This window comes from Lysobacter sp. A378 (assembly GCF_054052125.1).
In genome coordinates this window covers 1,039,832-1,063,479 of record NZ_JBSVRK010000001.1, presented here as the reverse complement: position 1 = coordinate 1,063,479, position 23,648 = coordinate 1,039,832, and the positions used below count along the sequence as shown (strand labels likewise).

The 23,648-nt window shown below is 65.0% G+C and carries 26 protein-coding genes; 3 read left to right on the top strand and 23 right to left on the bottom strand.

What is annotated here, in order from left to right; translation table 11 throughout:
* Positions 1–49: 49 nt before the first annotated feature.
* From ACW7G1_RS04890 to rlmE, 10 genes are all read right to left on the bottom strand, one after another.
* Positions 50–1,342 (bottom strand): adenylosuccinate synthase, encoded by a 1,293-nt coding sequence (locus ACW7G1_RS04890; protein WP_456978602.1) that lies wholly within the window; start codon positions 1,340–1,342, stop codon positions 50–52.
* Between the two features lie 171 nt (positions 1,343–1,513).
* Positions 1,514–2,377 carry a protease modulator HflC gene (hflC, locus tag ACW7G1_RS04885; RefSeq protein ID WP_456978601.1) on the bottom strand — a complete coding sequence of 288 codons (864 nt, stop codon included), beginning with the start codon at positions 2,375–2,377 and terminating at the stop codon, positions 1,514–1,516.
* The gene (hflK, locus tag ACW7G1_RS04880; protein WP_456978600.1) at positions 2,374–3,516 is read right to left on the bottom strand and encodes an FtsH protease activity modulator HflK; all 1,143 of its coding nucleotides are present in this window, start codon (positions 3,514–3,516) and stop codon (positions 2,374–2,376) included. Before hflK ends, hflC begins: the two co-directional genes overlap by 4 nt.
* Positions 3,517–3,612: 96 nt before the next feature.
* Positions 3,613–4,920: a ribosome rescue GTPase HflX gene (gene hflX, locus ACW7G1_RS04875; RefSeq protein ID WP_456978599.1), complete on the bottom strand. Its 1,308-nt coding sequence runs from the start codon at positions 4,918–4,920 to the stop codon at positions 3,613–3,615.
* A 67-nt stretch (positions 4,921–4,987) separates the two neighbouring features.
* Complete coding sequence (gene hfq / locus ACW7G1_RS04870) at positions 4,988–5,269, bottom strand: RNA chaperone Hfq (RefSeq protein WP_456978598.1); 282 nt, start codon at positions 5,267–5,269, stop codon at positions 4,988–4,990.
* Between the two features lie 127 nt (positions 5,270–5,396).
* Positions 5,397–6,353, bottom strand: coding sequence for a tRNA (adenosine(37)-N6)-dimethylallyltransferase MiaA (miaA, locus tag ACW7G1_RS04865; RefSeq protein ID WP_456978597.1), 957 nt, complete (start codon positions 6,351–6,353; stop codon positions 5,397–5,399).
* A gap of 45 nt (positions 6,354–6,398) precedes the next feature.
* The gene (gene putP / locus ACW7G1_RS04860) at positions 6,399–7,907 is read right to left on the bottom strand and encodes a sodium/proline symporter PutP (protein ID WP_456978596.1); all 1,509 of its coding nucleotides are present in this window, start codon (positions 7,905–7,907) and stop codon (positions 6,399–6,401) included.
* Between the two features lie 181 nt (positions 7,908–8,088).
* Positions 8,089–8,943: a dihydropteroate synthase gene (gene folP / locus ACW7G1_RS04855; protein WP_456978595.1), complete on the bottom strand. Its 855-nt coding sequence runs from the start codon at positions 8,941–8,943 to the stop codon at positions 8,089–8,091.
* A 79-nt stretch (positions 8,944–9,022) separates the two neighbouring features.
* A complete protein-coding gene (gene ftsH, locus ACW7G1_RS04850) occupies positions 9,023–10,939 on the bottom strand; it encodes an ATP-dependent zinc metalloprotease FtsH (protein ID WP_456978594.1) in 1,917 nt (638 codons plus the stop codon).
* Positions 10,940–11,005: 66 nt separating this feature from the next.
* Positions 11,006–11,638, bottom strand: a complete 633-nt coding sequence (gene rlmE / locus ACW7G1_RS04845; RefSeq protein ID WP_456978593.1) for a 23S rRNA (uridine(2552)-2'-O)-methyltransferase RlmE — start codon at positions 11,636–11,638, stop codon at positions 11,006–11,008.
* Positions 11,639–11,717: 79 nt separating this feature from the next.
* Between rlmE and yhbY the strand changes: the two genes are divergently transcribed.
* Positions 11,718–12,023, top strand: coding sequence for a ribosome assembly RNA-binding protein YhbY (gene yhbY / locus ACW7G1_RS04840; RefSeq protein ID WP_456978592.1), 306 nt, complete (start codon positions 11,718–11,720; stop codon positions 12,021–12,023).
* 38 nt (positions 12,024–12,061) lie between these two features.
* Positions 12,062–12,436: an Mth938-like domain-containing protein gene (locus ACW7G1_RS04835; protein WP_456978591.1), complete on the top strand. Its 375-nt coding sequence runs from the start codon at positions 12,062–12,064 to the stop codon at positions 12,434–12,436.
* Between the two features lie 35 nt (positions 12,437–12,471).
* Here ACW7G1_RS04835 and ACW7G1_RS04830 read toward each other — a convergent pair whose 3' ends face one another.
* The 4 genes from ACW7G1_RS04830 to surE form a co-directional block, all read right to left on the bottom strand.
* Positions 12,472–13,203, bottom strand: coding sequence for a peptidoglycan DD-metalloendopeptidase family protein (locus tag ACW7G1_RS04830; RefSeq protein WP_456978590.1), 732 nt, complete (start codon positions 13,201–13,203; stop codon positions 12,472–12,474).
* A gap of 84 nt (positions 13,204–13,287) precedes the next feature.
* Positions 13,288–13,947: an exopolysaccharide biosynthesis protein gene (locus tag ACW7G1_RS04825; protein ID WP_456978589.1), complete on the bottom strand. Its 660-nt coding sequence runs from the start codon at positions 13,945–13,947 to the stop codon at positions 13,288–13,290.
* A 5-nt stretch (positions 13,948–13,952) separates the two neighbouring features.
* Positions 13,953–14,630, bottom strand: coding sequence for a protein-L-isoaspartate(D-aspartate) O-methyltransferase (locus ACW7G1_RS04820; RefSeq protein WP_456978588.1), 678 nt, complete (start codon positions 14,628–14,630; stop codon positions 13,953–13,955).
* Positions 14,627–15,427 carry a 5'/3'-nucleotidase SurE gene (gene surE / locus ACW7G1_RS04815; protein WP_456978587.1) on the bottom strand — a complete coding sequence of 267 codons (801 nt, stop codon included), beginning with the start codon at positions 15,425–15,427 and terminating at the stop codon, positions 14,627–14,629. Before surE ends, ACW7G1_RS04820 begins: the two co-directional genes overlap by 4 nt.
* A 207-nt stretch (positions 15,428–15,634) precedes the next feature.
* On the opposite strand from surE, the gene ACW7G1_RS04810 reads away from it, so the two are divergent.
* Positions 15,635–16,192 carry a Smr/MutS family protein gene (locus ACW7G1_RS04810; RefSeq protein WP_456978586.1) on the top strand — a complete coding sequence of 186 codons (558 nt, stop codon included), beginning with the start codon at positions 15,635–15,637 and terminating at the stop codon, positions 16,190–16,192.
* 55 nt (positions 16,193–16,247) lie between these two features.
* Here the strand turns inward: ACW7G1_RS04810 and ACW7G1_RS04805 are convergent, their stop codons facing one another.
* From ACW7G1_RS04805 to ACW7G1_RS04765, 9 genes are all read right to left on the bottom strand, one after another.
* Positions 16,248–16,475 carry a hypothetical protein gene (locus tag ACW7G1_RS04805; protein ID WP_456978585.1) on the bottom strand — a complete coding sequence of 76 codons (228 nt, stop codon included), beginning with the start codon at positions 16,473–16,475 and terminating at the stop codon, positions 16,248–16,250.
* 182 nt (positions 16,476–16,657) lie between these two features.
* Positions 16,658–17,746: a tRNA pseudouridine(13) synthase TruD gene (gene truD / locus ACW7G1_RS04800; protein WP_456978584.1), complete on the bottom strand. Its 1,089-nt coding sequence runs from the start codon at positions 17,744–17,746 to the stop codon at positions 16,658–16,660.
* On the bottom strand, positions 17,743–18,246 hold the full coding sequence (gene ispF / locus ACW7G1_RS04795) for a 2-C-methyl-D-erythritol 2,4-cyclodiphosphate synthase (RefSeq protein WP_456978583.1): 504 nt from the start codon (positions 18,244–18,246) through the stop codon (positions 17,743–17,745). The genes truD and ispF overlap by 4 nt, the downstream gene beginning before the upstream one ends.
* Before the next feature lie 23 nt (positions 18,247–18,269).
* Positions 18,270–18,971 (bottom strand): 2-C-methyl-D-erythritol 4-phosphate cytidylyltransferase, encoded by a 702-nt coding sequence (ispD, locus tag ACW7G1_RS04790; protein ID WP_456978582.1) that lies wholly within the window; start codon positions 18,969–18,971, stop codon positions 18,270–18,272.
* A gap of 53 nt (positions 18,972–19,024) precedes the next feature.
* Positions 19,025–19,342 carry a cell division protein FtsB gene (gene ftsB / locus ACW7G1_RS04785; protein WP_456978581.1) on the bottom strand — a complete coding sequence of 106 codons (318 nt, stop codon included), beginning with the start codon at positions 19,340–19,342 and terminating at the stop codon, positions 19,025–19,027.
* Between the two features lie 8 nt (positions 19,343–19,350).
* Positions 19,351–20,637, bottom strand: coding sequence for a phosphopyruvate hydratase (gene eno, locus ACW7G1_RS04780; RefSeq protein WP_456978580.1), 1,287 nt, complete (start codon positions 20,635–20,637; stop codon positions 19,351–19,353).
* Between the two features lie 18 nt (positions 20,638–20,655).
* The gene (gene kdsA / locus ACW7G1_RS04775) at positions 20,656–21,489 is read right to left on the bottom strand and encodes a 3-deoxy-8-phosphooctulonate synthase (protein ID WP_456978579.1); all 834 of its coding nucleotides are present in this window, start codon (positions 21,487–21,489) and stop codon (positions 20,656–20,658) included.
* Entirely contained in the window at positions 21,486–23,171 is a 1,686-nt protein-coding gene (locus ACW7G1_RS04770; protein WP_456978578.1) for a CTP synthase, read from the bottom strand. Before ACW7G1_RS04770 ends, kdsA begins: the two co-directional genes overlap by 4 nt.
* A 160-nt stretch (positions 23,172–23,331) precedes the next feature.
* Positions 23,332–23,613, bottom strand: coding sequence for a hypothetical protein (locus ACW7G1_RS04765; protein WP_456978577.1), 282 nt, complete (start codon positions 23,611–23,613; stop codon positions 23,332–23,334).
* Positions 23,614–23,648 lie beyond the last annotated feature (35 nt).

Here is a 23,648-nt window from a genome sequence, read left to right as displayed (position 1 = left end):
GGTGGCTTCCATTACCCGTGCCACAGACCGGGAAGACGACTATCGCGGCCTATGCCCAGGGGTCCTGCAGCACGATGTTGGCATCGCGGTCGGGACCGGTGGAAACCATCGCCAGCGGGCAGCCGGACAGCTCTTCCAGCGCGCGCAGGTAAGCGCGGGCGGCGGGCGGCAGCTTGTCCCATTCGGTGATGCCGTGGGTGCTCTCCTCCCAGCCCGGGAACTCCAGGTAGACCGGCACGCATTCGTCCCAACCCTGGGCATCGAGCGGCGCGTACTCGGTCTGCTTGCCGCGGTACTGGTAGCCGATGCACATCTTCAGGGTCGGCATGCCGTCCAGGATGTCCAGCTTGGTGATGCACAGACCGCTGATGCCGCTGATCGCGACCGCACGCTTGAGGGCGACGATGTCGATCCAGCCGCAGCGACGCGGGCGACCGGTGGTGGCACCGTACTCCTGACCGCGGTCGCGCAGGCCCTGGCCAACGTCGTCGTGCAATTCTGTCGGGAACGGGCCGCTACCGACGCGGGTCGCGTAGGCCTTGGCGATGCCGAGCACGTAATCGATCGCATCGGCGCCGACACCGGTGCCGGCCATCGCGCCGCCGATGGTGGTGTTGCTTGATGTGACGTAGGGATAGGTGCCGTGGTCGATGTCGAGCAACGAGCCCTGCGCGCCTTCGTACAGCACGCGCGCGCCCTGCTTGCGCAGGTCGTGCAGGATGCCGGCAACGTCGGACTTCATCGGCTCGACGTACTCGCCGAATTCCAGCGCCTCGTCGAGGGTTTGCTGGAAGTCGACCGCGTCCACACCCAGGTACTTGGTCAGCACGAAGTTGTGGTAATCGAGCGCGCTGCGCAGCAGTTCGGCCAGTTGCTCCGGGTAATGCAGGTCGGAGACACGGATGCCGCGACGGGCGACCTTGTCCTCGTACGCCGGGCCGATGCCACGACCGGTGGTGCCGATGGCCTTGCCGCCGGCGGCCTTCTCACGCGCCTGATCCAGGGCGATGTGGTACGGCATGATCAGCGGCGTCGCCGGGCTGATCTTGAGGCGCGAACGCACCTCGATGCCCTCGGCCTCCAGCTCGGCGATCTCCTTCTGCAGGGCGCCGGGGTGCAGCACCACGCCGTTGCCGATCAGGCACAGTGCGCCTTCGCGCAGGATGCCCGACGGGATCAGGTGCAGTACGGTCTTCTTGCCATTGATGACCAGGGTGTGGCCGGCGTTGTGGCCGCCCTGGAAGCGCACCACCGCACCGATCTGCGTAGTCAGCAGGTCAACGATCTTGCCCTTGCCTTCATCGCCCCACTGGGCACCGAGAACGACGACTGACTGACCCATTACGCATGCTCCTGAAGCATTGAGAGGCCGACGCGGCCGACTGTGCGGAAGGTTTCCACTCACAGAAAAAGCCGGGCGGGGAATGCCCCCAGCCGGCTTTTGTGCATTATCCGGGTTTCGGGGTCACAGGGCTAGCCCCGTGACCCGTCCCGGGTGAACGGACCGCCAGACTTACCGGTCGTTACCAAAGTACTGCAGGAAATCATCCTCGCTGTCGAGCATGATCACGCCCTGGCCATCGCTGAACGCGTCGCGATACGCTTCCAGACTGCGCTGGAAGGCATAGAACGCCGGGTCCTTGTTGGCCGCCTTGGCGTAGGCCGCCGTCGCTTCCGCGTCACCCTGACCGCGCAGGCGCTGTGCATCGCGTTCCGCCTCGGCAATGATCACGGTCCGCTCCCGGTCCGCTTGCGCCCGCACGGTCTGGGCCTGCTCGGCACCTTCCGCACGCAGGCGGCTGGCCACCTGGTGGCGTTGCGCGCTCATGCGGCGATAGACGTCCTGGATCACCTGGCTGTCGGTCGGCAGGTCGATTTGCTTGATGCGCAGGTCGATGATCCGTACCCCGACCGTGGCGGCACCTTCATTGATCCCGTCCAGTTGCCGCTCGATGATCTCGGAACGATCACCAGAGACGATTTCCTTCAAGGTCCTGGCGTTGATTTCGTTACGCAACGAGTCCTTGATGATCGGCGCAAGACGGTCGATGGCAAGACTTTCGTCGCCGCCGGTGGCGCGATAGAACGCGCGCACATCCTCAATCATGCCGACGGTGAAGAAGTCGACGCTGACGTCCTTGCGCTCGGAGGTCAGGTAACGCTCGGGCTCGGCGTCAAGCACCATCAGGCGGCGGTCGAACACCATCGCACGTTCCACCAGCGGCCATTTGAAGTGCAGCCCCGGCTCCAGGCCGGTGCGATCGACACGCCCGAGGTTGAGCACCATCGCGACCTGGCCCTCGCGGACGACATAGGTCGAGCCCATGAACAGCAGCAACACGGCGACGCCCATCGCAATCCATATGGAATGTTTCATCGGCTCACCTCCGGGCGGCCAGTGGGTCTGGAGCTGCGATCGCTACGATTGGCTCCGCCGGACTTGGATGCCGAATCGGATAGCGCTCCGGACTCCAGCAACTGCGGTGTCAGCAGCGGCGCCGACGAGGTGCCGGTGGAGCTGGATTTTCCGCCACCCGCGCCCTCGGACATGGGGACATAGATCAGCTGGCGCGAGTCGCCGCCAACGACCTTGCGGTTGCCCGACAGCACGTCCTGCACGGTCTCCAGCCACAAGCGCTTGCGGGTGACTTCCGGCGCATCGTGGTAGGCATCGACCAGCATCGAGAAGCGATCGGCGTCACCCTCTGCCCGTGCGACCGATGCGGCCTTGTAACCCTCGGCAACGGTTCGCACGCGTGCCGCCTGGCCGCGCGCTTCCGGAACCACCTGGGCAGCGTAGGCTTCAGCCTCGCTGATCAGTCGGTCCTTGTCCTGTTGGGCGCTGTTGACGTCGTCGAACGCAGGTTTGACCTCATCGGGCGGACGCGCGTTGGGAAGACTCAGTTCGGTCACGACCAGCCCGGTGCGGTAGGCATCCAGTGAGGCCTGCAATTGCTCCCTTGCCGACACCGCCAGCGCGTTGCGGGCGCCCAGCACGGTGTCCAGCGTGGAACGTCCCACCTGCTCACGCACGGTGCTGAGCGATGCCTGCTTCAACATGGCGTCGGCGTTACGGGTCCCGAACAGGTACTTGTACGGATCGCTGACCCGGTACTGGACGTTGATCTCGACCTGGACGATGTTCTCGTCCCGCGTCAGCACCGGCACGTTGGTGCCGAAGGTCTTGATCTCGGTGGCGTTGATCTTGATCACCGTCTCCACCGGCCATGGCAACTTGAAATGCGGCCCCGGTTGCAGGACGCGCGAGTAATGGCCAAACCGCAGCACGGTGCCACGCTGCTGCTCGTTCACCAGCACGAAGCTGTTGAATACCAGCCACAGCACGAAAACCACCAGGACCCAGCGCCCGATGCCGCTGTTACCGCCATTGCCGCCGCCTTCGAACAGGCCGCGCAAGCGATCGACGATCTCGTCCAGACCATTGCCGCCGGGTCGGCGCTGCCGGGGTGGCCGGCCGCTGCCGGAATTGTCACTGCCAGGGGTGTTCCAGGCCATGCCTGCTCCTAATGTCGATAGACGCCGTCCTGCATTGTCCGGCAGGCGACCGATGATTCTAGGTGGGGGCGGCGCTTGCCTCAAGCAAGCGTGCGATCAAACGGTATCGGATGGGAGCTCCAGCGACTCCAGCAGTGGCTGCAGGGCATCGCCGTGCGGCTGCGTATACAGCCGTTGCACGTCTTCTTCGGTGATCTCCAGCCGCAGTGACCAACCGTGCTCGGCGGCATGCTCCTCGCGTACGGCCCCCAGCTCGTGCAGACGGGCGCGCAGCCGTCCTGCGCTTGAGGACAGCTCCACCGTGCCGGTCACGTGGCGAAGCTGCAGCGCCTCGCCAATCACTTCGGGCAGCAGATCCAGGCCGAGGCCATCGCGCGCCGAGACCCAGACCCGCGAGTGGCCTTCACCCGGCCGATCGATCCGCGGTCGTACCTGCTCAAGCCGGTCGATCTTGTTGAATACCAGGATCTGCGGGAGATCGCCGGCACCAATCTCGGCCAACACCTCGTTGACCTGGGCGATCCGCTCGTCCCGCAGCGGATCATCGGCATCGATGACATGCAACAGCAGGTCCGCTTCGCGCGCCTCCGACAAGGTGGAGCGGAACGCGGCGACCAGCTCATGGGGCAAGTCACGGACGAAACCGACGGTATCGGCCAGTACCACGGCGCTGCCGGACAGTTCCATCCGGCGCACGGTCGGATCCAGGGTGGCGAACAGCTGGTCGGCGGCGTAGGCGCCGGCACCGGTCAACGCATTGAACAGCGTCGACTTGCCGGCGTTCGTGTAGCCAACCAGGGCGACCCGCGGCAACTCGCTACGGACGCGGCCACGGCGCATCTGGTTGCGCTGCACCTCGACTTTCTGCAGGCGCTTTTGCAGTTGTTCCAGGCGTTTTTGCAGCAACCGGCGATCGGTCTCCAACTGGGTCTCACCCGGCCCACGGAGCCCGATGGAGCCGCCGCGCTGGCGCTCCAGGTGGGTCCATCCGCGGATCAGGCGGGTCGACATGTGCTTGAGCTGGGCCAGCTCGACCTGCAACTTGCCATCATGACTGCTGGCGCGCTGGGCGAAGATGTCCAGGATCAGGCCGGTGCGGTCCACCACCCGGCACTGCAACGCGCGCTCCAGGTTGCGCTCCTGGACCGGGCTGAGCGGATGGTTGACCAACACCAGGTCAGCGCCGCTGGCCGCTGCGGCGGCCTGCACTTCTTCCAGCTTGCCGCTTCCGATCAGGATCGAGGCATTGGGCCGATCAATGCGCGCGGTCAGGGTGGCCACCACGTTGGCCCCGGCCGAACGAGCCAGCTCGGCAAACTCTTCCACCTGCCCCTCGTCGGGTGGTCCACCGGCGTGGGGCTGGATCAACAGGGCGTTCTCACCCTTGCGGGAGCGTTCAAACAAAGGTTGCGGACTCCGCGAATCGACAGGTCATGCCCACCAGATGGGTGCGTGGCGGGCAAACACAAGGTCAGTCGGCGGCAGCGTCCTGCGCGCGCTCACCGTCGCCTTCGCCTGACTGGACATAACCGCCACTGGGGCCGACCCGGACGTTGCGCGCCGGCACCACGGTGGAAATGGCGTGTTTGTAGACCATCTGGCTGACGGTATTGCGCAACAGCACCACGAACTGGTCGAACGACTCGATCGTGCCCTGCAGCTTGATGCCGTTGACCAGGTAGACCGAAACCGGCACGCGTTCGCGACGCAGCGCATTCAGGAAAGGATCCTGCAAAGATTGTCCCTTGGACATCAAATTTTCCCCAACATTGTCTTTCTAGTTATGGTTGGCCGCTCCGTTTGGCGGAGCCGTCCCATCGCCAAATACCGACCCCACAGCAGCGATGGGGCGATGGTAGCGCATGTAGCCGCAGGCTGGCTCAGTGGCGTTGGCGGATGAACATCCGCAGCGCCGTATCCAGCGCGTCCGCCTGGGTGGCCGGGTCGAACCAGCGCGCGTCCAGTTGGCCACGCAGCCAGGTCAGCTGACGCTTGGCCAGCTGGCGGGTGGCGTATATCGCACGGTCGCGGAAGCCGGCGGCATCGAAAGCGCCATCCAGATGTTCCCAGGCCTGGCGGTAACCTACCGCTCGCAATGCTGGCAACTCCAGTGGAGCGCGATGCGCCTGCAACTCGGGCATGGTGCGCAGGCGCTGGACTTCCTCCAGGAAGCCGGCATCCAGCATCAGGTCGAAACGACGCTCGATGCGTTGATGCAGGACGGCCCGGTCCTGCGGGGCCAGCACCAGCTTGAGCACCCGGAAAGGCAGGCGCGGTGGGGATGGCTCGCGTTGCCAGTCGCTGATGGTCCGTCCTGACAGCCGGTATACCTCCAGCGCCCGCTGGATCCGTTGCGCATCGGTCGCGTGGATGCGCTGCGCCGCCTGCGGATCAATGCGCGCCAACTGGGCGTGCATCGCGGCCCAGCCCACCTCGGCCGCCTCGGCCGCCAGCAGGGCGCGCGTCGGTGCATCGGCGCTCGGCATGGCCGACAGCCCTTTCAACAAGGCGTGGAAATACAAGCCGGTACCGCCGGCGAGGATCGGCAACTTGCCACGGGCGACGATGTCGTCCAGCGCGGCGCGGCCGGCAACGGCGAACTCGGCCGCCGAGTACGGCTGCCAGGGTTCGCGCAGGTCGATCAGGTGGTGCGGCACGGCGGCCATCTCATCGACGCCGGGTTTGGCGGCGCCGATATCCAGGCCGCGGTAGATCAGCGCCGAATCAACGCTGACAATCTCGCCACCCAAGCGCTGGGCCCAGTCCAGCGCGAGCGCCGTCTTGCCCGACGCGGTCGGCCCCATCAGCGCGATCGCCAGCGGACGTGGATCGTTCATGCCACTCCGCCGGCGCTCGTCATGGGGTGCGGGACTGGCCCCGCATCAATATCCGGTTTCACGCAGCGAGGCTCGCACCTGCTGGTGCAACACCTGGATCTCCTGCGGCGGCTCGCGGTCAAGTTTGCTGACCACGATGATGCCCAGGGTCGCCACGATGAAGCCGGGGACGATCTCGTAGAGCTCGAAACCGAGCCGATCGACCGCGACCAACTTCCAGGCGATCACGGTAGCCGCGCCGAGCACGATGCCGGCCAGCGCGCCATTGCGGGTCATCCGCTGCCAGAACAGCGACAACAGCACCACCGGACCAAAGGCCGCGCCGAAGCCCGCCCATGCGTAGCTGACCAGCCCAAGCACGCGGCTGTCCGGATCGCGCGCCAGCCATAGCGCCAGCAACGCAATCAACGCCACCGAGGCACGACCGGCCCAGACCAGCTCGCGCTGGCTGGCGTGGTGGCGCAGGAAGCCGCGGTAGAAGTCCTCGGTCATCACGCTGGAGCAGACCAGCAACTGGCACGACAGCGTGCTCATCACCGCGGCCAGGATCGCCGACAGCAGGACCCCTGCGATCCATGGATTGAACAACAGGGTTGCCAGGTCGATGAATACGCGCTCGGCGTTCTCATTCACCGGGCCGGCCACTTCGGGGTGGGCATTGAAATAGGCAATGCCGAAGAAGCCCACCGAGACCGAGCCCAGCAGGCACAGGATCATCCAGGCCATGCCGATCCGGCGCGCCTTGGGCATCGAGGTAACGCTGTCGGCGGCCATGAATCGCGCCAGGATATGCGGCTGACCGAAGTAGCCCAGCCCCCAGGCCAACATCGACACGACCCCGATGAAGCCCATCTCTCCACCGCGGAACCAGTCCAGGTTGCCGGGGTCGATCTGCCCGATGAGGGCGACACTGGCTTCGAAACCGCCGTTGGTCATGATCACGATGACCGGCGTCAGCAACAGCGCAAAGAACATCAGCCCCGCTTGCAGGGTATCGGTCCAGCTCACCGCCAGGAAGCCGCCCACCAGGGTGTAGATAATCGTCGCCCCTGCGCCCCACCACAGGGCTTCTTCATAGGGCAGGCCGAACACGCTTTCGAACAAGCGCGCGCCAGCGACCACGCCGGAAGCGCAATAAATCGCGAAGAACACCAGGATGACCAGTGCTGACAACACCCGCAGGATGCGGTCCTTGTCCTGGAAGCGATGGGTGAAATAGTCGGGGATGGTCAGCGCGTTGCCAGCGCGCTCGGTGTACACCCGCAACGGACCGGCCACGTACATCCAGTTGAAGAAGGCGCCCAGGATCAGCCCCATTGCGATCCAGGCTTCAGACAGGCCGCCCAGGTACATCGCGCCGGGCAAGCCCATCAGCAACCAGCCACTCATGTCCGAAGCGCCAGCAGCAAGCGCGACCACCCACGGGCCCAACGAGCGGCCGCCCAGGATGTAATCGTCGAATGTCTTGGTCGAGCGCCAGGCGACGAACCCGATCAGGATCACGACCGCAAGGTAGATGGAAAACGTTATGAGTAGCGGTGCACTGGCTGTCATTGGCAACAGGTCCCCGTGTTCGGAAAAACGGCCGCGGCGGCGGCGCGAATGGGCCAGCCTAACGCACCTTTCCGGATGGTTCAGCCCCCGGGTTATGCACAGGGGCTGTGGACAAGCCATCGGATCAACTTGTGGATAACCATCGGAGCCGCTTACTCCGCAAGGGTTGCGATCAACCTGGTCATTTTTTGGCTAGTGCGGCCACTGCATTCCATACCTTGAGTGCATCCACCGTCGCGGCCACATCGTGCACGCGCAGCAGCCGGGCTCCGCGTTGCGCGGCGATCAGGTGCGCAGCGACCGAGCCGCTCACCCGTTCCTCCATTGGCTCCCGGCCGGTCAACTCGGCAATGCTTCGTTTGCGCGACAGGCCCGCGAGCACCGGCACCCCCAGATCCACCAGTTGCTCCAGCCGCGCCAGCAAGACCAGGTTGTGGGTCAGGGTCTTGCCGAAGCCAAAGCCGGGGTCGATGACGATCCTGGCTTTGGCGATCCCGGCCATCTCGGCGGAAAAAATGCGTTCCGCCAGGAAACGGTGGACCTCGGAAACCACGTCGTCGTAATGCGGGGCGTCCTGCATGCTCCGCGGCTCGCCGCGCATGTGCATCAGCACCACCGGCACGCCGAGTTCCGCGGCGGTGGCGAGCGCGCCGTCCTGGCGGAGCGCATAGACATCATTGATCATGCCGGCGCCGGCCTCCACCGCCGCGCGCATGACCTCGGGCTTGGACGTGTCGACGCTGATCGGCAGCGTGGTCTCGCGAGCCAGTCGTTCGACCACCGGGACTATCCGGCGCAGCTCTTCCTCGACGGCAACATCATCGGCACCCGGACGGGTCGACTCGCCGCCGATGTCGAGGATGTCCGCGCCCTCGCTGGCCAACCGCAGGCCGTGTGCAACCGCCGCCTCCAGGGTGTCGTGCTGGCCACCATCGGAGAACGAATCCGGGGTGACGTTGACGATGCCCATCACGCGCGGCTGGTCAAGGCGCAACAATCGGCCGTTGCAATCCAGTGTCGGAGCGGTGTCAAACATCGGTTGCTCAATAAAAAAGGCCAGAGCGAACTCTGGCCTTTCCGGTGTCACGCAGCAAGTGTCATGGGGCAAGACCCGCTCAGGTCTGCTCGGCGGTCCCACCGATCGTTCCAGGCGTGTTGGCGTCATCCTTTGGAGGCGGCAACTTGGTCACGCCGTTCGCGTCTTTTTCCCAGTCGGCCGGCGGTCCTGGCGTGCGCCCGGCCATGATGTCGTCGATCTGGTGGGCATCGATGGTCTCGTACTGCAGCAAGGTATCGGCCATCACATGCAGCTCGGGCAAGTGCTTGGTCAGGATCTCGGTGGTGCGCTGGAACGCCTTGTCGAGGATGCCGCGAACGACCTCGTCGATCTTGCGCGCGGTGTCATCGGAGACGCTCTTGTGCTGGGTGACCGAACGGCCCAGGAACACCTCGTCATCTTCCTCACCGTAGGAGATCGGCCCCATCTCGTCGCTCAGGCCCCATTTGGTGACCATGTTGCGGGCCATCTTGGTTGCGCGCTCGATGTCGTTGGACGCGCCAGTGGTGACCTTGTCGGCACCAAAGATGAGCTCCTCGGCAACCCGTCCGCCATACAGCGATGCCAGTTGTGACTCGATTGCGGTGCGGTTGAAGCTGTATTTGTCGCCTTCGGGCAGGTACATGGTCACGCCCAGCGCGCGGCCACGGGGAATGATGGTGACCTTGTAGACCGGGTCATGCTCCGGCACCACGCGGCCGACGATGGCGTGACCGGCCTCGTGATATGCGGTGAGCTTCTTCTCGTCCTCGCTCATCGCCATCGAGCGCCGCTCCGCGCCCATCATGATCTTGTCGCGCGCCTTGTCGAAGTGGTCCATGCGGACTTCCTTGGCGTTGCTGCGCGCCGCAAACAGCGCGGCCTCGTTGACCAGGTTGGCCAGGTCCGCACCGCTGAAGCCCGGGGTTCCGCGGGCGATGGTCATCGGCTCGACATCGTCGGCCAATGGCACCTTGCGCATGTGCACGCGCAGGATCTGCTCGCGGCCGCGCACGTCCGGCAGGCCGACCACGACCTGGCGGTCGAAACGGCCGGGACGCAACAGCGCCGGATCGAGCACGTCGGGGCGGTTGGTCGCGGCGATCACGATCACGCCCTCGCCACCCTCGAAGCCGTCCATCTCCACCAGCAGCTGGTTGAGGGTCTGCTCGCGCTCGTCGTGACCGCCGCCCAGGCCGGCGCCGCGATGACGGCCGACCGCGTCGATCTCATCAATGAAGATGATGCACGGCGCGCTCTTCTTTGCCTGTTCGAACATGTCGCGCACGCGGCTGGCGCCGACGCCGACGAACATCTCGACGAAATCCGAGCCGGAGATCGCGAAGAACGGCACCTTGGCCTCGCCGGCGATCGCACGCGCCAGCAAGGTCTTGCCGGTACCCGGCGGGCCGACCATCAGCACGCCGCGCGGAATCTTGCCGCCCAGCTTCTGGAACCGGCTCGGATCGCGCAGGAACTCGACCAGTTCGCCAACCTCTTCCTTCGCCTCGTCGCAACCGGCGACATCGGCCAGGGTCACCTTGATCTGGTCCTCGCCCTGCAACTTGGCGCGCGACTTGCCAAAGCTCATCGCGCCCTTGCCGCCGCCTTGCTGCATCTGCTTCATCACGAAAATCCAGAACGCGATGATCAGGATGATGGGCAGGAAGTTGAGCAGGATCGACCAGAACGACGGGCCACCGGGCGGCACCTGCTCGATGACCACGCCGTGCTGCAGCAGGTCGTTGACCAGGTCCTTGTCACCCGGGCTGAAGGTCGTGAACGGCGTGCCGTCCTTGCGCTCGCCGGTGATGGTGGTGCGATCCTCGGCGATCTTGACCTTCTCGATCTTGTCGCCCTGCACCTGCTCGACGAATTGATCGTAGGCCAGTGGCACGGCGGGAGCGCTGGTACGCGGACCGAAGGTCTGGAACACCACCATGAGCACCACGGCGACGATCACCCAGAGCAGCAGATTCTTGGCCAAGTCGTTCATTTAATAAGGTTCACGTTTTTTGTGCGAGAGGCCCGGAACCCCGGGTGTCGAGTACAGCAGACCACGTTATTTCATTTCCGCGCGCTTGCCCTGGGCCAGCGCGTACACCTCCGGAGAACGCTTGCGCGACGCCTCCGGCTTGCGGATCGCGACCTTGGCATAACGCCGTCGCAACTCGCGCACATAGTCATCGAAACCCACGCCCTGGAACAACTTGATCAGGAACGCACCATCGACGCGCAAGTGCTGGTCGGCGAAATCCATCGCCAGTTCGGCCAGGTACAACGCCCGCGGCATATCCACCGCATCCACACCACTCTTATTGGGGGCCATATCCGACAGCACAAGGTCCACCGGCTTTCCATCAAGGCAATCAACCAACCCGGATAAGACCTCATCCTCCCTGAAATCCCCATGAAGGAACTCCACCCCGGCCAGCGACGGCATCTCCAGGATGTCCAGCGCGATGACCCGGCCGCTGTCGCCCAGTGCCTTTCGCACCCATTGCGACCAACTGCCGGGCGCCGCACCCAGGTCGACCACGGTCATGCCCGGCTTGAGCAGCCGGTCACGCTCGACCAGTTCCTCCAGCTTGTAAGCCGCGCGTGAACGCAACCCTTCCGCACGCGCCTTCTTCACAAAGGGGTCGGAATGGTGTTCCTTGAGCCAGCGCTGGCTGCTTTTGCTGCGGGTAGCCATGAGGATGGACGAAAAATCGCGAGGATGACGGGCCCCCATGTTACCCTGCGCGCCTTTCCAACCTCACTTGCGTGCATTGATGGCTACTGTCCTGACCAACGCCCAGACCCGGTTCCTGCGCGGCCAGGCCCACGACCTCAAAGCCATGCTCCAGGTGGGCGGCAAGGGGATCACCGACGCCCTTGTGGCCGAGATTGACCTGGCCCTGGAACATCACGAACTGGTCAAACTCAAGATTGCGGCAAGCGACCGGGAGGCGCGTGACGCGATGATTGGCGAGCTTTGCACGCGTACCGAATCGGCCCTGGTACAACGCATCGGCCACACCGCAGTGCTCTACCGGGCCAGCGAAGACAACCGTCAGATCGTGTTGCCGCGAAGCTGATAACGGCAATGTCCGCGGCCAATTGTTAGCATGCGCCGATGGAACTGAACCTTGAACGCCCCGACTACGAATTTGCGTTGCGCGCCGCCGACGGCGTCTCCGCGCTGGTCAACAACCGCCGGCTGACCCGCAGTTTCGTGATTGCACCCGATCACCTGATGGACACTTGGGCAGTGACGGATGCCGCCTCGCTGGGGCCTGCGGAACTTGCGCCCCTGCTGGAGCTGCAACCGGAGGTGATCCTGCTGGGCACCGGGGAACAGCAGGTATTCCCGTCGGCGGCCACAAGAGCGGCCTGCCTGGCACACGGGGTCGGCATGGAAGTCATGACCAACGCCGCGGCGGCACGCACGTTCAACGTACTGGCAAGCGAAGGTCGCAAGGTCGTCGCCGGCTTCATCCTCGCCGGCTGAGGGACTGTCCTGTCAGCCGGACCTGCCTGCCGAACTTACTTGGCCGGCAGGTACAGCAGCGGATCGACCGGCTTGCCGTTGTAGCGGATCTCGAAGTGCAGCATGTCGCGCGCCGCTCCGGTGCGGCCCAGCTCGGCGATCTGCTGACCAGCGCTGATCTTCGTGCCTTCGGTGACCATCCGGTTGCGGTTATGGCCGTAGGCGGACAGCCACTGCTCGTTGTGCTTGATGATGATCAGCTCGCCGTAACCGACCAGACCGGATCCGGAATACACCACGGTGCCATCGCCCGCGGCACGGACCGGCGCACCAGCAGTGCCGCCGATATCAACGCCCTGCTTGGTTGGATCACCCGCCGAGAAACGGTTCAGCAGCGGCCCGTCGACCGGCCACCGCCATGCCACGCCACTGTTCAACGGCGGCGTGGTCGGCTTGCGGGGTGCAGGTGCCGCAGCGGCAGACCTGGGCTTGGTTGTGCTCGTCGGTCGCGTCGTGTTGCCGGCGACGCCAGCCTTGGGGTACAGCACCAATCGCTGGCCGGGGTAGATCGTATACGGCGCTGGAATACCGTTCCATGCCGCGAGGTCGCGCATCGCGATTCCGTTCTCCGTGGCAATCCGGTACAGCGTGTCGCCGCGCTGGACGACGCTGCTGGCCCCGTATTTTGGCGTGGAAGCCCCCCCACCCTCGCGGGTCACCGTGCTGGAGCAAGCCGCAAGCGCAAGCGCCGCGGCGATGGGCAGGAACAAACGGAGAGTCAACTTCATCATTCGCCTTGTTGTGTCTTCCAGGTGGTTCAGATCAATGCGGCTGGCGGCAAGTATCGATGCCAACGGAGCGACGGTGGTGGCTCAACTGGAAAGCCGCTGGAACAACTCGTGTGCCGCCAAGCCACCACCGCCGATCAGGATGCCAAAGTAGATGATTGTCCCGATGTTCGCCAAATGGCCAAGCAACATCGCTCCGCCGTCGCGCTGGATCATGCCTACAGCGTAAAACAGCAATGCCAGGCCCGGTAGCGTATTGCTGAACGGGATGAATCCGAACGGTGCCATCAGCAACAGGGCGGCCAGGATGAAGGCGAGATTGTTGAATACGTCTTGCGCGCGTCCATCGACAAACACCCGTAGCCGATGCGGTCGACTGATCTTCTCCAGTCGCCCCACCCAGACCATCCCGGCGGTCAGGCCCGGGCGCAGTTTCTCGACCGGCAGCGCCTTGGCCTTGAGCTTCTCCGGGAGCCAGAAAGGCCGTCCTATCAGGCGACTGATGCCGACCAGCAGGATCACCGCACCGAACACCGTGCTGACCCCCGGGATCGACACCGGGATCAGGAAGACCAGGGTCAGCAATATGGTCAGCAGCAGCAGGCCTTCGTCCCCGAACACCGCCAGCAACTCACCCAGGGTCAATTGGTCCTCGGGCAAGTTGCGGATAATCGTGGCGAGTTGTTCTCCCAGCGCGACGGCGTCGGAATCGCGGGCCTCCTGCGGGGCGTCTGGATGGGTCACGGCAGTCAGTCGACCAGGCCAGACAAAAGCGGCACGAACACCACCGGCCCCAGTGATTCCTGGGCAATCCGGCCGTTGGCATCCTTGTACAACCTGAGCAGCGATTGCGACGAGGCCGCGCCCACCGGAGCAACCAGCGAACCGCCCGGCTTGAGTTGCGCGGTCAACGCATCCACCAGTGCCGGCGCCGCGGCCGTGACCAGGATGGCGTCGAAGGGGCCGTTTTCCGCCCAACCGATGCGGCCGTCGTCATGCTTGCTGCGCACATTCATCCCCAACTGCCGGAAGCGCTTGCGCGCGGTGCGTAGCAGTTCGCCGATGCGCTCCACGGTATGCACTTCCAAGCCGAGCGCCGCCAGGATCGCGGCCTGGTAACCCGAGCCCGTGCCGATCTCCAGCACCTTCGCCGGGTGGGTCTCCAGCAGGGTCTGGGTCATTTTCGCCACCACCCAGGGCTGGGAGATGGTCTGGCCGTGGCCAATCGGCAGTGCGGTGTCCTCATAGGCGCGCGTGGCCAAGGCTTCATCGACAAACAGGTGCCGGGGCACGGTGCGGATCGCGTTGAGCACGCGCTCGTCGGTGATGCCATTGCCACGCAGGCGATCCACCAGACGATCACGTACGCGCTGCGACGTCATGCCCGACCCGAGTGCTTCGGGTTGCAATCGCATCCGCAGGTTCATGGTGATGCCTCGTGCCGGTTGCCGCGGTCCAGCAACGAGGCTGCCAGTCCGTCGACCCAGCTGGCGACCTGCTCCAGCGCCTGGTAACGGGTCAGGTCGACCTTGATCGGTGTAATCGAGATGTGTCCGCTGTGCACCGAATGGAAATCGGTACCGGGGCCGGCGTCCTGCTCCGGTCCGGCGGCGCCGATCCACCACCACTGACGTCCGCGCGGATCGGTCTGTGGCACGCAGGCTTCGGCGCGGTGGCGGTTACCCAACCGGCAGACCTGGAAACCCCGGATCTCATCCCAGGGCAAATCCGGCACATTGACGTTCAGGATCGTGTCGGCCGGCAACGGATCGGTGCGCAGCCGGGCGATGATCTCGACGGCGGCACGCGCGGCGGTCTCGTAATGACGCCCGACATGATCGGTGGTGACCAGCGACACGGCCACCGCCGGCAGTCCGAGGAAGCGGCCTTCCATCGCCGCCGCCACGGTGCCCGAATAAATCACGTCGTCGCCAAGATTGGCGGCATTGTTGATGCCCGACACCACGATGTCGGGCTCGTCTTCCAGCATTCCGGTGATCGCCACGTGCACGCAATCGGTCGGCGTGCCAAAGACCCGCCAGCTGCCGTCGTCCTGCTGCATCGTGCGCACCGGCATGTCCAGGGTGAGCGAATTACTGGCGCCGGAACGGTCGCGGTCGGGCGCCACCACCACCACGTCATGCCCGGCGGCACGCAGCCCTTCGGCGAGGACCCGGATGCCCGGGGCGTCGACACCGTCGTCGTTGCTGACCAGAACTCGCATGAACTCCCTTGGCGGGCGCCACGCAAGGCGCCAAAAGATAATGGAAAAGCAGAACCACCATGATAGCCGAAGGTGGTGGCCAGCTCAGCCGCCGATCGACATCAGTCCTGTTTTTGCCCACTCGTATTAACCCATTCGTTTTGACCCGCTCGCTTGCACAACCGCGTTGCCGCGTTAGGATTTGTTGACGGTTCCCCGGATACGCCCATGAATGGCCCCCACGATGACGACGATGCGGCACTGTTCCGCCGCGCCATCGGGGCGGTGAGAATCCTGCCGGAACGCGCGCCTCCGCCCGCCCCGCCGCGGCCCAAGCCGCGTGCGCGCATGGCCGAACGAGACGAGGCCAATGCCCGCGACGAGTTCCGCCACCCGTCGGACGCAGCACTATTGGAGGCAAACGACCCGCTTTCCTACCGCCACGAAAGCTTACCGGCAGACGCTTGGCAACGACTGCGGCGCGGTGAGATGGCCGCCCAGGAAGAACTCGACCTGCACGGCACCGATGCCCGGACTGCCGAGGCCCTGCTGCGCGCGTTCCTCGACGATGCGCTCCGCCACGGCCTTGGTTGCGTGCGGATCATCCATGGCAAAGGGGGCCGCGAGCGGACGGATTTCAGCAGCAGCGGCGCACCGGTGCTCAAGAACCTGGTCGATCGCATGTTGCGCCATCGCTCCAGTGTCCTGGCATTCCATTCCCCGCCGCCCGCCCAAGGGGGCGCCGGCGCCGTCGTGGTGGTGCTGGCACGGCAGCGACGACGCTAGCTGATCGTTGGGCGGCGCTTGCCAACTACACGCTTGCCAACTACACGCCTGCCAACTAACGGCCCGCGAGCGATTCCGCGTCCGGGTTCAGTGGTGGGTTGACCCACATCACCCTGACGCCACGACGGCTGGCCAGCTGTTCCACCATGGACATGTACAGCTGATCGGCATTCAGCGGCTGGGTTTGGGGCGTGGCGCGCGCCGATTGCTCATCCATGCTGGCGCAGGCCGACAGGCCACCCACCAACAACGCCATCAGTGCAATACGCAACAAGAGGTTCATGACGCAGCTCCCGACGGTTCGGGGCCGGACGCGGGTCGCGTCTGGGGTCCGATCCACTCGGCTCCCAACTCCGGTATACCCCTCCTGGTAGCCAGCGCCAGTGCCTCCACGAACTTTCCGATCAACGGCAGCCGGATTTGGTGGCAGGTCGCGCTATTGGGCCCCAACCCGACCTGCAGACATCAGTGGCCGCCAGCGAAGCCCGGTTCCGTGACCACGCCCAGCTCCGCCAACACCACGGTCGCGTAGGTTCCGGGCGGCAACTGGAATCGCAATTCCAGCGTGGCGGCATCCCGCCAGTCCCATTCCAGGCCACCGGGTCGCAGTCGCAGGCAGCGCCGCTCCTGCTTCAGCCCGGCTTGCTCCAGCCCCTGACATAGCTCCGTCGCCGGCGATTCGCCGGACACCTGCTGCTCCATCACGGCGACCTCCCCGGTGCTGCGCAACGGGCCCTGTCCCCAGAGCGGTCCAGTCGGGTGGATATCGAAGGCCGCCAGCCGTTGTGCAAGGGTTGCATCGAAGGGCTGCGGGCCGAACACGCTGCGACTGCCCTCCAGCATCCAGACCTCGCCGTCCAGCGACTCGCCATTGGCGGACAGGCCGCTCCAGTTCCCGGCGGCGACGCGAGCGCAAAGCAACTGGTTGAACACCGCCGAGCGCGCCGCCGACAGCAGCATGCCGCGCTGGTCCCGCCGCACCTTGCGGCCGGCGAACATCGCCAATGCCCGGGCAATGTTGTCGCCGCCATGCCCAAAACGTTGTCCGCCAAAATAGTTGGGGACGCCAGCGGCGGCGATGGTGGCCAGCCGGGCATCGATCGCTTCGCGCTCACCCCGGACGTCGCGCAGCACCAGTTCGAAACGATTGCCGGCCAGCGCACCGCGCGGCAGTTTCTTCGCGTGCCAGTGGTGGTCAAGCACCGTCAGGCCCGGGGTATCCAGGGCCGTCAGGTCCGGAGAGACCTTCTTCGGCAGGTGGACACTGAAACGCTGGCGGGTCACCGCATGGCGATCCTTCAGGCCGGCATAACCAATGGCCATCTCGCTGACACCGGCCCATTGGGCAATGCTCCTGGCGGCAAACGCGGTGTTCATGCCGCGCTTCTCGACCGTCAGCAGCAGGTGCTCGCCACTGCCACTGGGCGCAAAACCCGGCAGCTCCTCGACGCGGAAATCCTCCGGCGTACTGCGAATGCATGCACTCAGTACCGGTGGGCCCGACGCGCGCAAAGGCTCGATGATCGATGTCCCCCTCGACCCGATAGCGCTCATGGCCGTAGCAACAGGCAAACCGCCATCGCCGCGAGGCCTTCGCCACGGCCGGTGAAGCCCAGTGTTTCACTGGTGGTGGCCTTGATGTTGACCGCATCGATCTGGCAGCCAAGATCCTCCGCCAGCAACTCGCGCATGGCCTGTGCATGGGGACCGATCCGGGGACGCTCGCAGATCACGGTGATGTCTGCGTTGCCCACCCGCCAGCCACGCTCGCCGATCAAGGTGTTGCAATGGCGCAGGAATGCACGGCTGTCGGCGCCCTTCCATTGCGGATCGCTGGGTGGGAAATGGGTGCCTATATCGCCCAGCGCCAGCGCTCCAAGCATCGCGTCGCACAAGGCGTGGATCACCACGTCGCCATCGGAATGGGCCAGCACGCCGCGCTCGTGTGGCACCCGGATACCGCCGATGACCACGTGGTCGCCATCGCCAAACGCGTGCACGTCATAGCCTTGGCCAATACGAATATTCAATGTGGAATGTCCTGGTTGCGACAACGGAAACGGATCAGTCGGGGGTTTCAGTCTGAAATCTGGGCAGTACCGCGGGACAACAGGTAGCGGGCAAGGGCGAGGTCGGCCGGCGTGGTCACCTTGAGGTTGTCCTCCCGGCCTTCCACCAGCCGTGGGAAGGCACCGACGCGCTCCATCGCCATCGCCTCGTCGGTCACCACCACGCCATCGGCGCGAGCACGCAACAGCGCAGCCGTCAGCGCGCCACGGCGGAATGCCTGCGGTGTCAGCGCGCGCCACAAACCTTCCCGTGGCTGGGTCGCGATACTCCTGGTGTCGGCATCGGCACGCTTGAGCGTATCGCGCAACGGCGCGGCGAGAATCGCTCCAACCGCGTCGGCCTGTGCCACTTCGATCAGGCGTGCCAGGTCGGCGGCGGCCAGGTTGGGACGCGCGGCATCGTGCACCAGCACCAGTGCATTCTCTCCAACCTCGTCGGGCAATGCCTGCAGCGCGGCCAGCACCGAGTCGGCTCGCTCACCGCCGCCGACACAGCGCAACACCGGCTTGCCGTGCAACGATGCCCAGCCGGGCCAGCGTTCATCGTCCACCGCCAGCGCAACCATCACGCCACTGATTTGTGGATGGCCGAGCAGGGCATCCAACGCATGTTCGATCAGCGGTCGACCGGCGACCTGCAGGTATTGCTTGGGGATGTCACCGCCAAACCGGCTGCCACGTCCCGCCGCCGGTATCACTGTCCAGATCATCACTCGCTCCAGTGGGACGGGACGTTGCCCGGGACGCATCGCCGGCGTGAAAGTCAATCGGCCGGGACGGGTTCCGGTCGATCCGGCGCGGCCGGATCGACCACCCGGTAGAACGTCTCGCCGGGCTTGATCATGCCCAGTTCGCTGCGCGCACGCTCTTCGACAGCCGCCTCACCGGACTTGAGGTCTTCGACCTCGGCCTGCAGCGCGTCGTTGCGTTGCTGCAGGCCCGCGTTCTCGCGATTTTGCTGCGCCACGGCCTGCTCCAGCGCCGCGACGGAAGCCCGACCACCCTCGCCTGTCCACAGACGGTATTGCAGGAACGCCAACATCGCGATCAACAGCAGCAGCAATAGCGCCAGCCAACGCATGGCAGGGGTCAGCGCTTCAGCGACACGAACGCATCGCGACCGGCGTAACGTGCAGCCGCACCCAGTTGCTCCTCGATCCGCAGCAACTGGTTGTACTTGGCCACCCGGTCGCTGCGGGACAGCGAGCCGGTCTTGATCTGGGTTGCCGTGGTCGCCACCGCGATGTCGGCGATGGTGGTGTCCTCGGTCTCGCCGGAGCGGTGCGAGATGACCGCCGCGTAACCGGCGCGATCGGCCATCGCGATCGCCTCCAGGGTCTCGGTCAGGGTGCCGATCTGGTTGACCTTGATCAGGATCGCGTTGGCAACCTGCTGGTCGATGCCCTGTTGGAAAATGCGCGGATTGGTCACGAACAGGTCATCGCCGACCAGTTGCACCTTGTCGCCCAGCTTCCCGGTCAGCTGCTTCCAGCCGTCCCAGTCGTTCTCGTCCATGCCGTCCTCGATGCTGATGATCGGGTACTGCGCGCACCAGCCGGCGAGGAAGTCGACGAACTGCTCGCTGGTCAGCCGCTTGCCTTCGCCAGTGAGGTTGTACTTGCCGTTCTCGTAGAACTCGCTGGACGCTACGTCGAGGCCGAGCAGGATGTCCTCTCCGGCGTGGTAACCAGCCTTGCCGATCGCCTCCAGGATGGTTTCCAGCGCTTCTTCATTGCTGCGCAGGTCGGGGGCGAAACCGCCTTCGTCACCAACGGCCGTCGACAGGCCACGTCCCTTGAACACCGACTTGAGCGAATGGAACACTTCGGTGCCGGCACGCAGGCTTTCCGAGAAGCTGTCGAAACCCACCGGCAGGATCATGAATTCCTGCAGGTCGACGTTATTGTCGGCATGCGCACCGCCGTTGATGATGTTCATCATCGGCACCGGCAGCACTGCGGCACGGTCACCGGCCAGGTGCTTCCACAACGGCAGCTTCAACGACGCGGCCATCGCATGGGCGTTCGCCATCGACACCCCAAGCAGCGCATTCGCACCCAGCCGGCCCTTGTTGTCGGTACCGTCCAGGTCGATCAGGCGCTTGTCGATCCCCGCCTGGTCGGACGCATCCATGCCGGTGATCGCCTTCGCGATCGCGGTATTGACGTTGCCCACCGCGGTACGCACGCCCTTGCCGAGGTAGCGGGTCTTGTCGCCGTCGCGCAGCTCGACCGCCTCCTTGGAGCCGGTGGACGCGCCCGAGGGCACCATCGCGCGGCCGAAGCTGCCATCGCTCAGGGTGATTTCGGCCTCAAGGGTCGGGTTGCCGCGGCTGTCGAGGATTTCACGGGCGTGGACTTTGGCGATTTCGGTCATGTCGGGTCTGTGCGGGTCTCAGGGTTGGGATTCGAGGAATGCGTGTTGCTTGGTGACCTGGTCAATGGCCATCAGCGTTTCCAGCAGGGCGCGCATCTTGCCCAGTGGCCAGGCGTTGGGGCCGTCGGACAGGGCTTCTTCGGGCCTGGGATGGGTTTCCATGAAGATGCCGGAAATGCCGACCGCCATCGCTGCGCGCGACAGCACTGGCACGAACTCGCGCTGGCCGCCGCTCTTGCCGCCGGCGCCACCGGGCAGTTGCACCGAATGGGTCGCGTCGAACACCACCGGGCAGCCGGTGTCGCGCATCACCGCGAGGCTGCGCATGTCGCTGACCAGGTTGTTGTAACCGAAGCTGGCGCCGCGCTCACAGACCATGATGTCCTTGTTGCCGGTCGCCAGCGCCTTGTCGGCGACGTGCTTCATCTCCCACGGCGACAGGAACTGGCCCTTCTTGACGTTTACCGGCTTGCCGGCGCTGGCGACCTTCTGGATGAAGTCGGTCTGCCGGCACAGGAACGCAGGCGTCTGCAGCACGTCGACGACCGAGGCGACCTCGTCCATCGGGGTGTACTCGTGGACGTCGGTCAGCACCGGCACGCCGATCTGCTTCTTCACCTCGGCCAGCACCTTCAGGCCTTCCTCGATGCCCGGGCCACGAAAGCCCGACACCGAGGTGCGGTTGGCCTTGTCGAAGCTGGACTTGAAGATGAAGGGGATGCCGAGCTCGTCTGTGATCTCCTTCAGCGTGCCGGCGGTGTCGAGCTGCAGTTGCATCGACTCGATCACGCAGGGGCCGGCAATCAGGAAGAACGGGCGGTCAAGGCCTATTTCGAATCCACAAAGCTTCATGCATTTGCCTCTTTCAGCAGGCCGACAGCGGGGTTCTCGTCGCCCCGGCCTTCATTGTGTTTGTGCTCGCGCGCGGCGCGGATGAAGCCGACAAACAGCGGGTGGCCATCGCGCGGGGTGGACAGGAACTCAGGATGCGCCTGGCAGGCCAGGAACCAGGGGTGCACCTCACGCGGCAGCTCGATCATCTCCACCAGCAAGTCATCCATCGACTTGGCGCTGATCACCAGGCCAGCGTCTTCCAGCTGTGTGCGATAGCGGTTGTTGAACTCGTAGCGGTGGCGGTGACGCTCGGCCACCACGTCCTTGCCATACAACTGGTGGGCCAGGGTGCCAGGCTTCAGGCGCTGCTCCTGCAAGCCCAGCCGCATGGTGCCGCCCAGATCGCCGTCTTCACTACGCCGCTCCACCTCACCGGTCGCGGTACGCCATTCGGTGATCAGACCAATCACCGGGTGCGGAGTCGACTTGTCGTTTTCGGTGCTGTTGGCATCTTCCAGGCCGGCCTGGTTCCGCGCGTAGTCGACCACGGCGGCCTGCATGCCATAGCAGATGCCGAAATACGGGATGCCGGTCTCGCGCGCGTGCCGGGCGCCCAGGACCTTGCCCTCGAAACCACGGTCGCCAAAGCCGCCGGGCACCAGGATGCCATCGACACCTGCCAGTGCACTGGCGCCGCGCCGCTCGACATCGCTGGACTCCAGCCATTTCAACTTGACCTTGGTGCGCTGGCGCAAACCACCGTGCTTGAGCGCTTCACCCACCGACTTGTAGGCGTCCTGGTGATCGACATATTTGCCGATGATCGCAATGGTGACTTCGTCGACCGGATTCTCCGCAGCCTCGACCACCGCATCCCACTCGGTCATGTCGGCAGGGCCGGCATCCAGCCGCAGGCGCTCCACCACCAGATCGTCCAGCCCCTGCTCCTGGAAGCGGGCGGGCATCTTGTAGATGTTGTCCAGGTCGACCGCGGAGACCACCGCGCGCTCGGACACATTGGTGAACAGGGCGATCTTGCGACGCTCGTTGTCGGGCAACGGCTGCTCGGAACGGCACACCAGGATGTCGGGCTGGATACCGATGGAGCGCAATTCCTTGACCGAGTGTTGGGTCGGCTTGGTCTTCAGCTCGCCGGCGGCCGCGATGAACGGCACCAGCGTCAGGTGCATGAACAGTGCCTTCTCGGGGCCGCGCTCGGTGCGGATCTGGCGGATTGCCTCAAGGAACGGCAGCGACTCGATATCACCCACCGTCCCGCCAATCTCGACCAGGCCGACGTCAAAGCCGTCGGTCGCATCGAAAATACCGCGCTTGATCTCGTCGGTGATGTGCGGAATCACCTGCACGGTGCCACCCAGGTAGTCGCCGCGGCGCTCCTTGCGGATCACGTTTTCGTAGATCCGACCGGTGGTGATGGAGTTCTTGCGGCTCAGGCGGGTACGGACGTAGCGCTCATAGTGGCCCAGGTCCAGATCCGTCTCCGCGCCATCGTCGGTGACATACACCTCACCATGCTGGAACGGACTCATCGTGCCCGGATCGACGTTGATATACGGGTCGAGCTTCATCATCGTCACACGCAGGCCGCGGGCTTCGAGGATGGCTGCCAGTGAGGCTGCCGCAATGCCCTTGCCGAGCGAAGACACCACGCCACCGGTGACGAAAATCAGGGGAGTCATGCGTTTTACTGCCGCTGGAAAGCCGTAGTTTACAGGCTGGACGCGCGCACTGCGACCGTTCGGCCTCGACGGCTGCTGGCGGCTTCCGGAAATGCTCCACGCGTCTGGCAAAGCAGAACGCCCCGGCAAGCGGGGCGTTCGGACCAGTGTTGGGCGTCAGTCAGCTGCGCCAGCCTTCCTCTTCCGGTTCCACCGGTTGGTCTTCGTACTTCTGCTCAGCCTTGGCGTCCGCGGCGGTGTTTCCCGCTGCACTGGCATCGGTGCGCGCCTTTTCCACCGCCTTGGCCGGCTTGGAGGCATCGGCCGCCGAGTCGGTGGCCTGCGCTTGCGCGGCAGCGGCAGCGGCGGCCTGTGCATCGGCGTCGGCACTCTGGGCGAAGGCGGCTGGCGCTGCGATCAACGCGGCAATCGCCATCGGCAACAGGAGCTTGCGAATATTCATCAGTAGGATCTCCGTGAGCGGGTTGTGGGATGCGT

Bases quoted from the DNA above. Each gene is read 5' to 3' on its own strand.
- ACW7G1_RS04890 (WP_456978602.1), bottom strand. From the start codon at position 1,342: ATGGGTCAGTCAGTCGTCGTTCTCGGTGCCCAGTGGGGCGATGAAGGC.
- hflC (WP_456978601.1), bottom strand. From the start codon at position 2,377: ATGAAACATTCCATATGGATTGCGATGGGCGTCGCCGTGTTGCTGCTG.
- hflK (WP_456978600.1), bottom strand. From the start codon at position 3,516: ATGGCCTGGAACACCCCTGGCAGTGACAATTCCGGCAGCGGCCGGCCA.
- hfq (WP_456978598.1), bottom strand. From the start codon at position 5,269: ATGTCCAAGGGACAATCTTTGCAGGATCCTTTCCTGAATGCGCTGCGT.
- miaA (WP_456978597.1), bottom strand. From the start codon at position 6,353: ATGAACGATCCACGTCCGCTGGCGATCGCGCTGATGGGGCCGACCGCG.
- putP (WP_456978596.1), bottom strand. From the start codon at position 7,907: ATGACAGCCAGTGCACCGCTACTCATAACGTTTTCCATCTACCTTGCG.
- folP (WP_456978595.1), bottom strand. From the start codon at position 8,943: ATGTTTGACACCGCTCCGACACTGGATTGCAACGGCCGATTGTTGCGC.
- ftsH (WP_456978594.1), bottom strand. From the start codon at position 10,939: ATGAACGACTTGGCCAAGAATCTGCTGCTCTGGGTGATCGTCGCCGTG.
- rlmE (WP_456978593.1), bottom strand. From the start codon at position 11,638: ATGGCTACCCGCAGCAAAAGCAGCCAGCGCTGGCTCAAGGAACACCAT.
- yhbY (WP_456978592.1), top strand. From the start codon at position 11,718: ATGGCTACTGTCCTGACCAACGCCCAGACCCGGTTCCTGCGCGGCCAG.
- ACW7G1_RS04835 (WP_456978591.1), top strand. From the start codon at position 12,062: ATGGAACTGAACCTTGAACGCCCCGACTACGAATTTGCGTTGCGCGCC.
- ACW7G1_RS04830 (WP_456978590.1), bottom strand. From the start codon at position 13,203: ATGAAGTTGACTCTCCGTTTGTTCCTGCCCATCGCCGCGGCGCTTGCG.
- ACW7G1_RS04820 (WP_456978588.1), bottom strand. From the start codon at position 14,630: ATGAACCTGCGGATGCGATTGCAACCCGAAGCACTCGGGTCGGGCATG.
- surE (WP_456978587.1), bottom strand. From the start codon at position 15,427: ATGCGAGTTCTGGTCAGCAACGACGACGGTGTCGACGCCCCGGGCATC.
- ACW7G1_RS04810 (WP_456978586.1), top strand. From the start codon at position 15,635: ATGAATGGCCCCCACGATGACGACGATGCGGCACTGTTCCGCCGCGCC.
- ACW7G1_RS04805 (WP_456978585.1), bottom strand. From the start codon at position 16,475: ATGAACCTCTTGTTGCGTATTGCACTGATGGCGTTGTTGGTGGGTGGC.
- truD (WP_456978584.1), bottom strand. From the start codon at position 17,746: ATGAGCGCTATCGGGTCGAGGGGGACATCGATCATCGAGCCTTTGCGC.
- ispD (WP_456978582.1), bottom strand. From the start codon at position 18,971: ATGATCTGGACAGTGATACCGGCGGCGGGACGTGGCAGCCGGTTTGGC.
- ftsB (WP_456978581.1), bottom strand. From the start codon at position 19,342: ATGCGTTGGCTGGCGCTATTGCTGCTGCTGTTGATCGCGATGTTGGCG.
- eno (WP_456978580.1), bottom strand. From the start codon at position 20,637: ATGACCGAAATCGCCAAAGTCCACGCCCGTGAAATCCTCGACAGCCGC.
- kdsA (WP_456978579.1), bottom strand. From the start codon at position 21,489: ATGAAGCTTTGTGGATTCGAAATAGGCCTTGACCGCCCGTTCTTCCTG.
- ACW7G1_RS04770 (WP_456978578.1), bottom strand. From the start codon at position 23,171: ATGACTCCCCTGATTTTCGTCACCGGTGGCGTGGTGTCTTCGCTCGGC.
- ACW7G1_RS04765 (WP_456978577.1), bottom strand. From the start codon at position 23,613: ATGAATATTCGCAAGCTCCTGTTGCCGATGGCGATTGCCGCGTTGATC.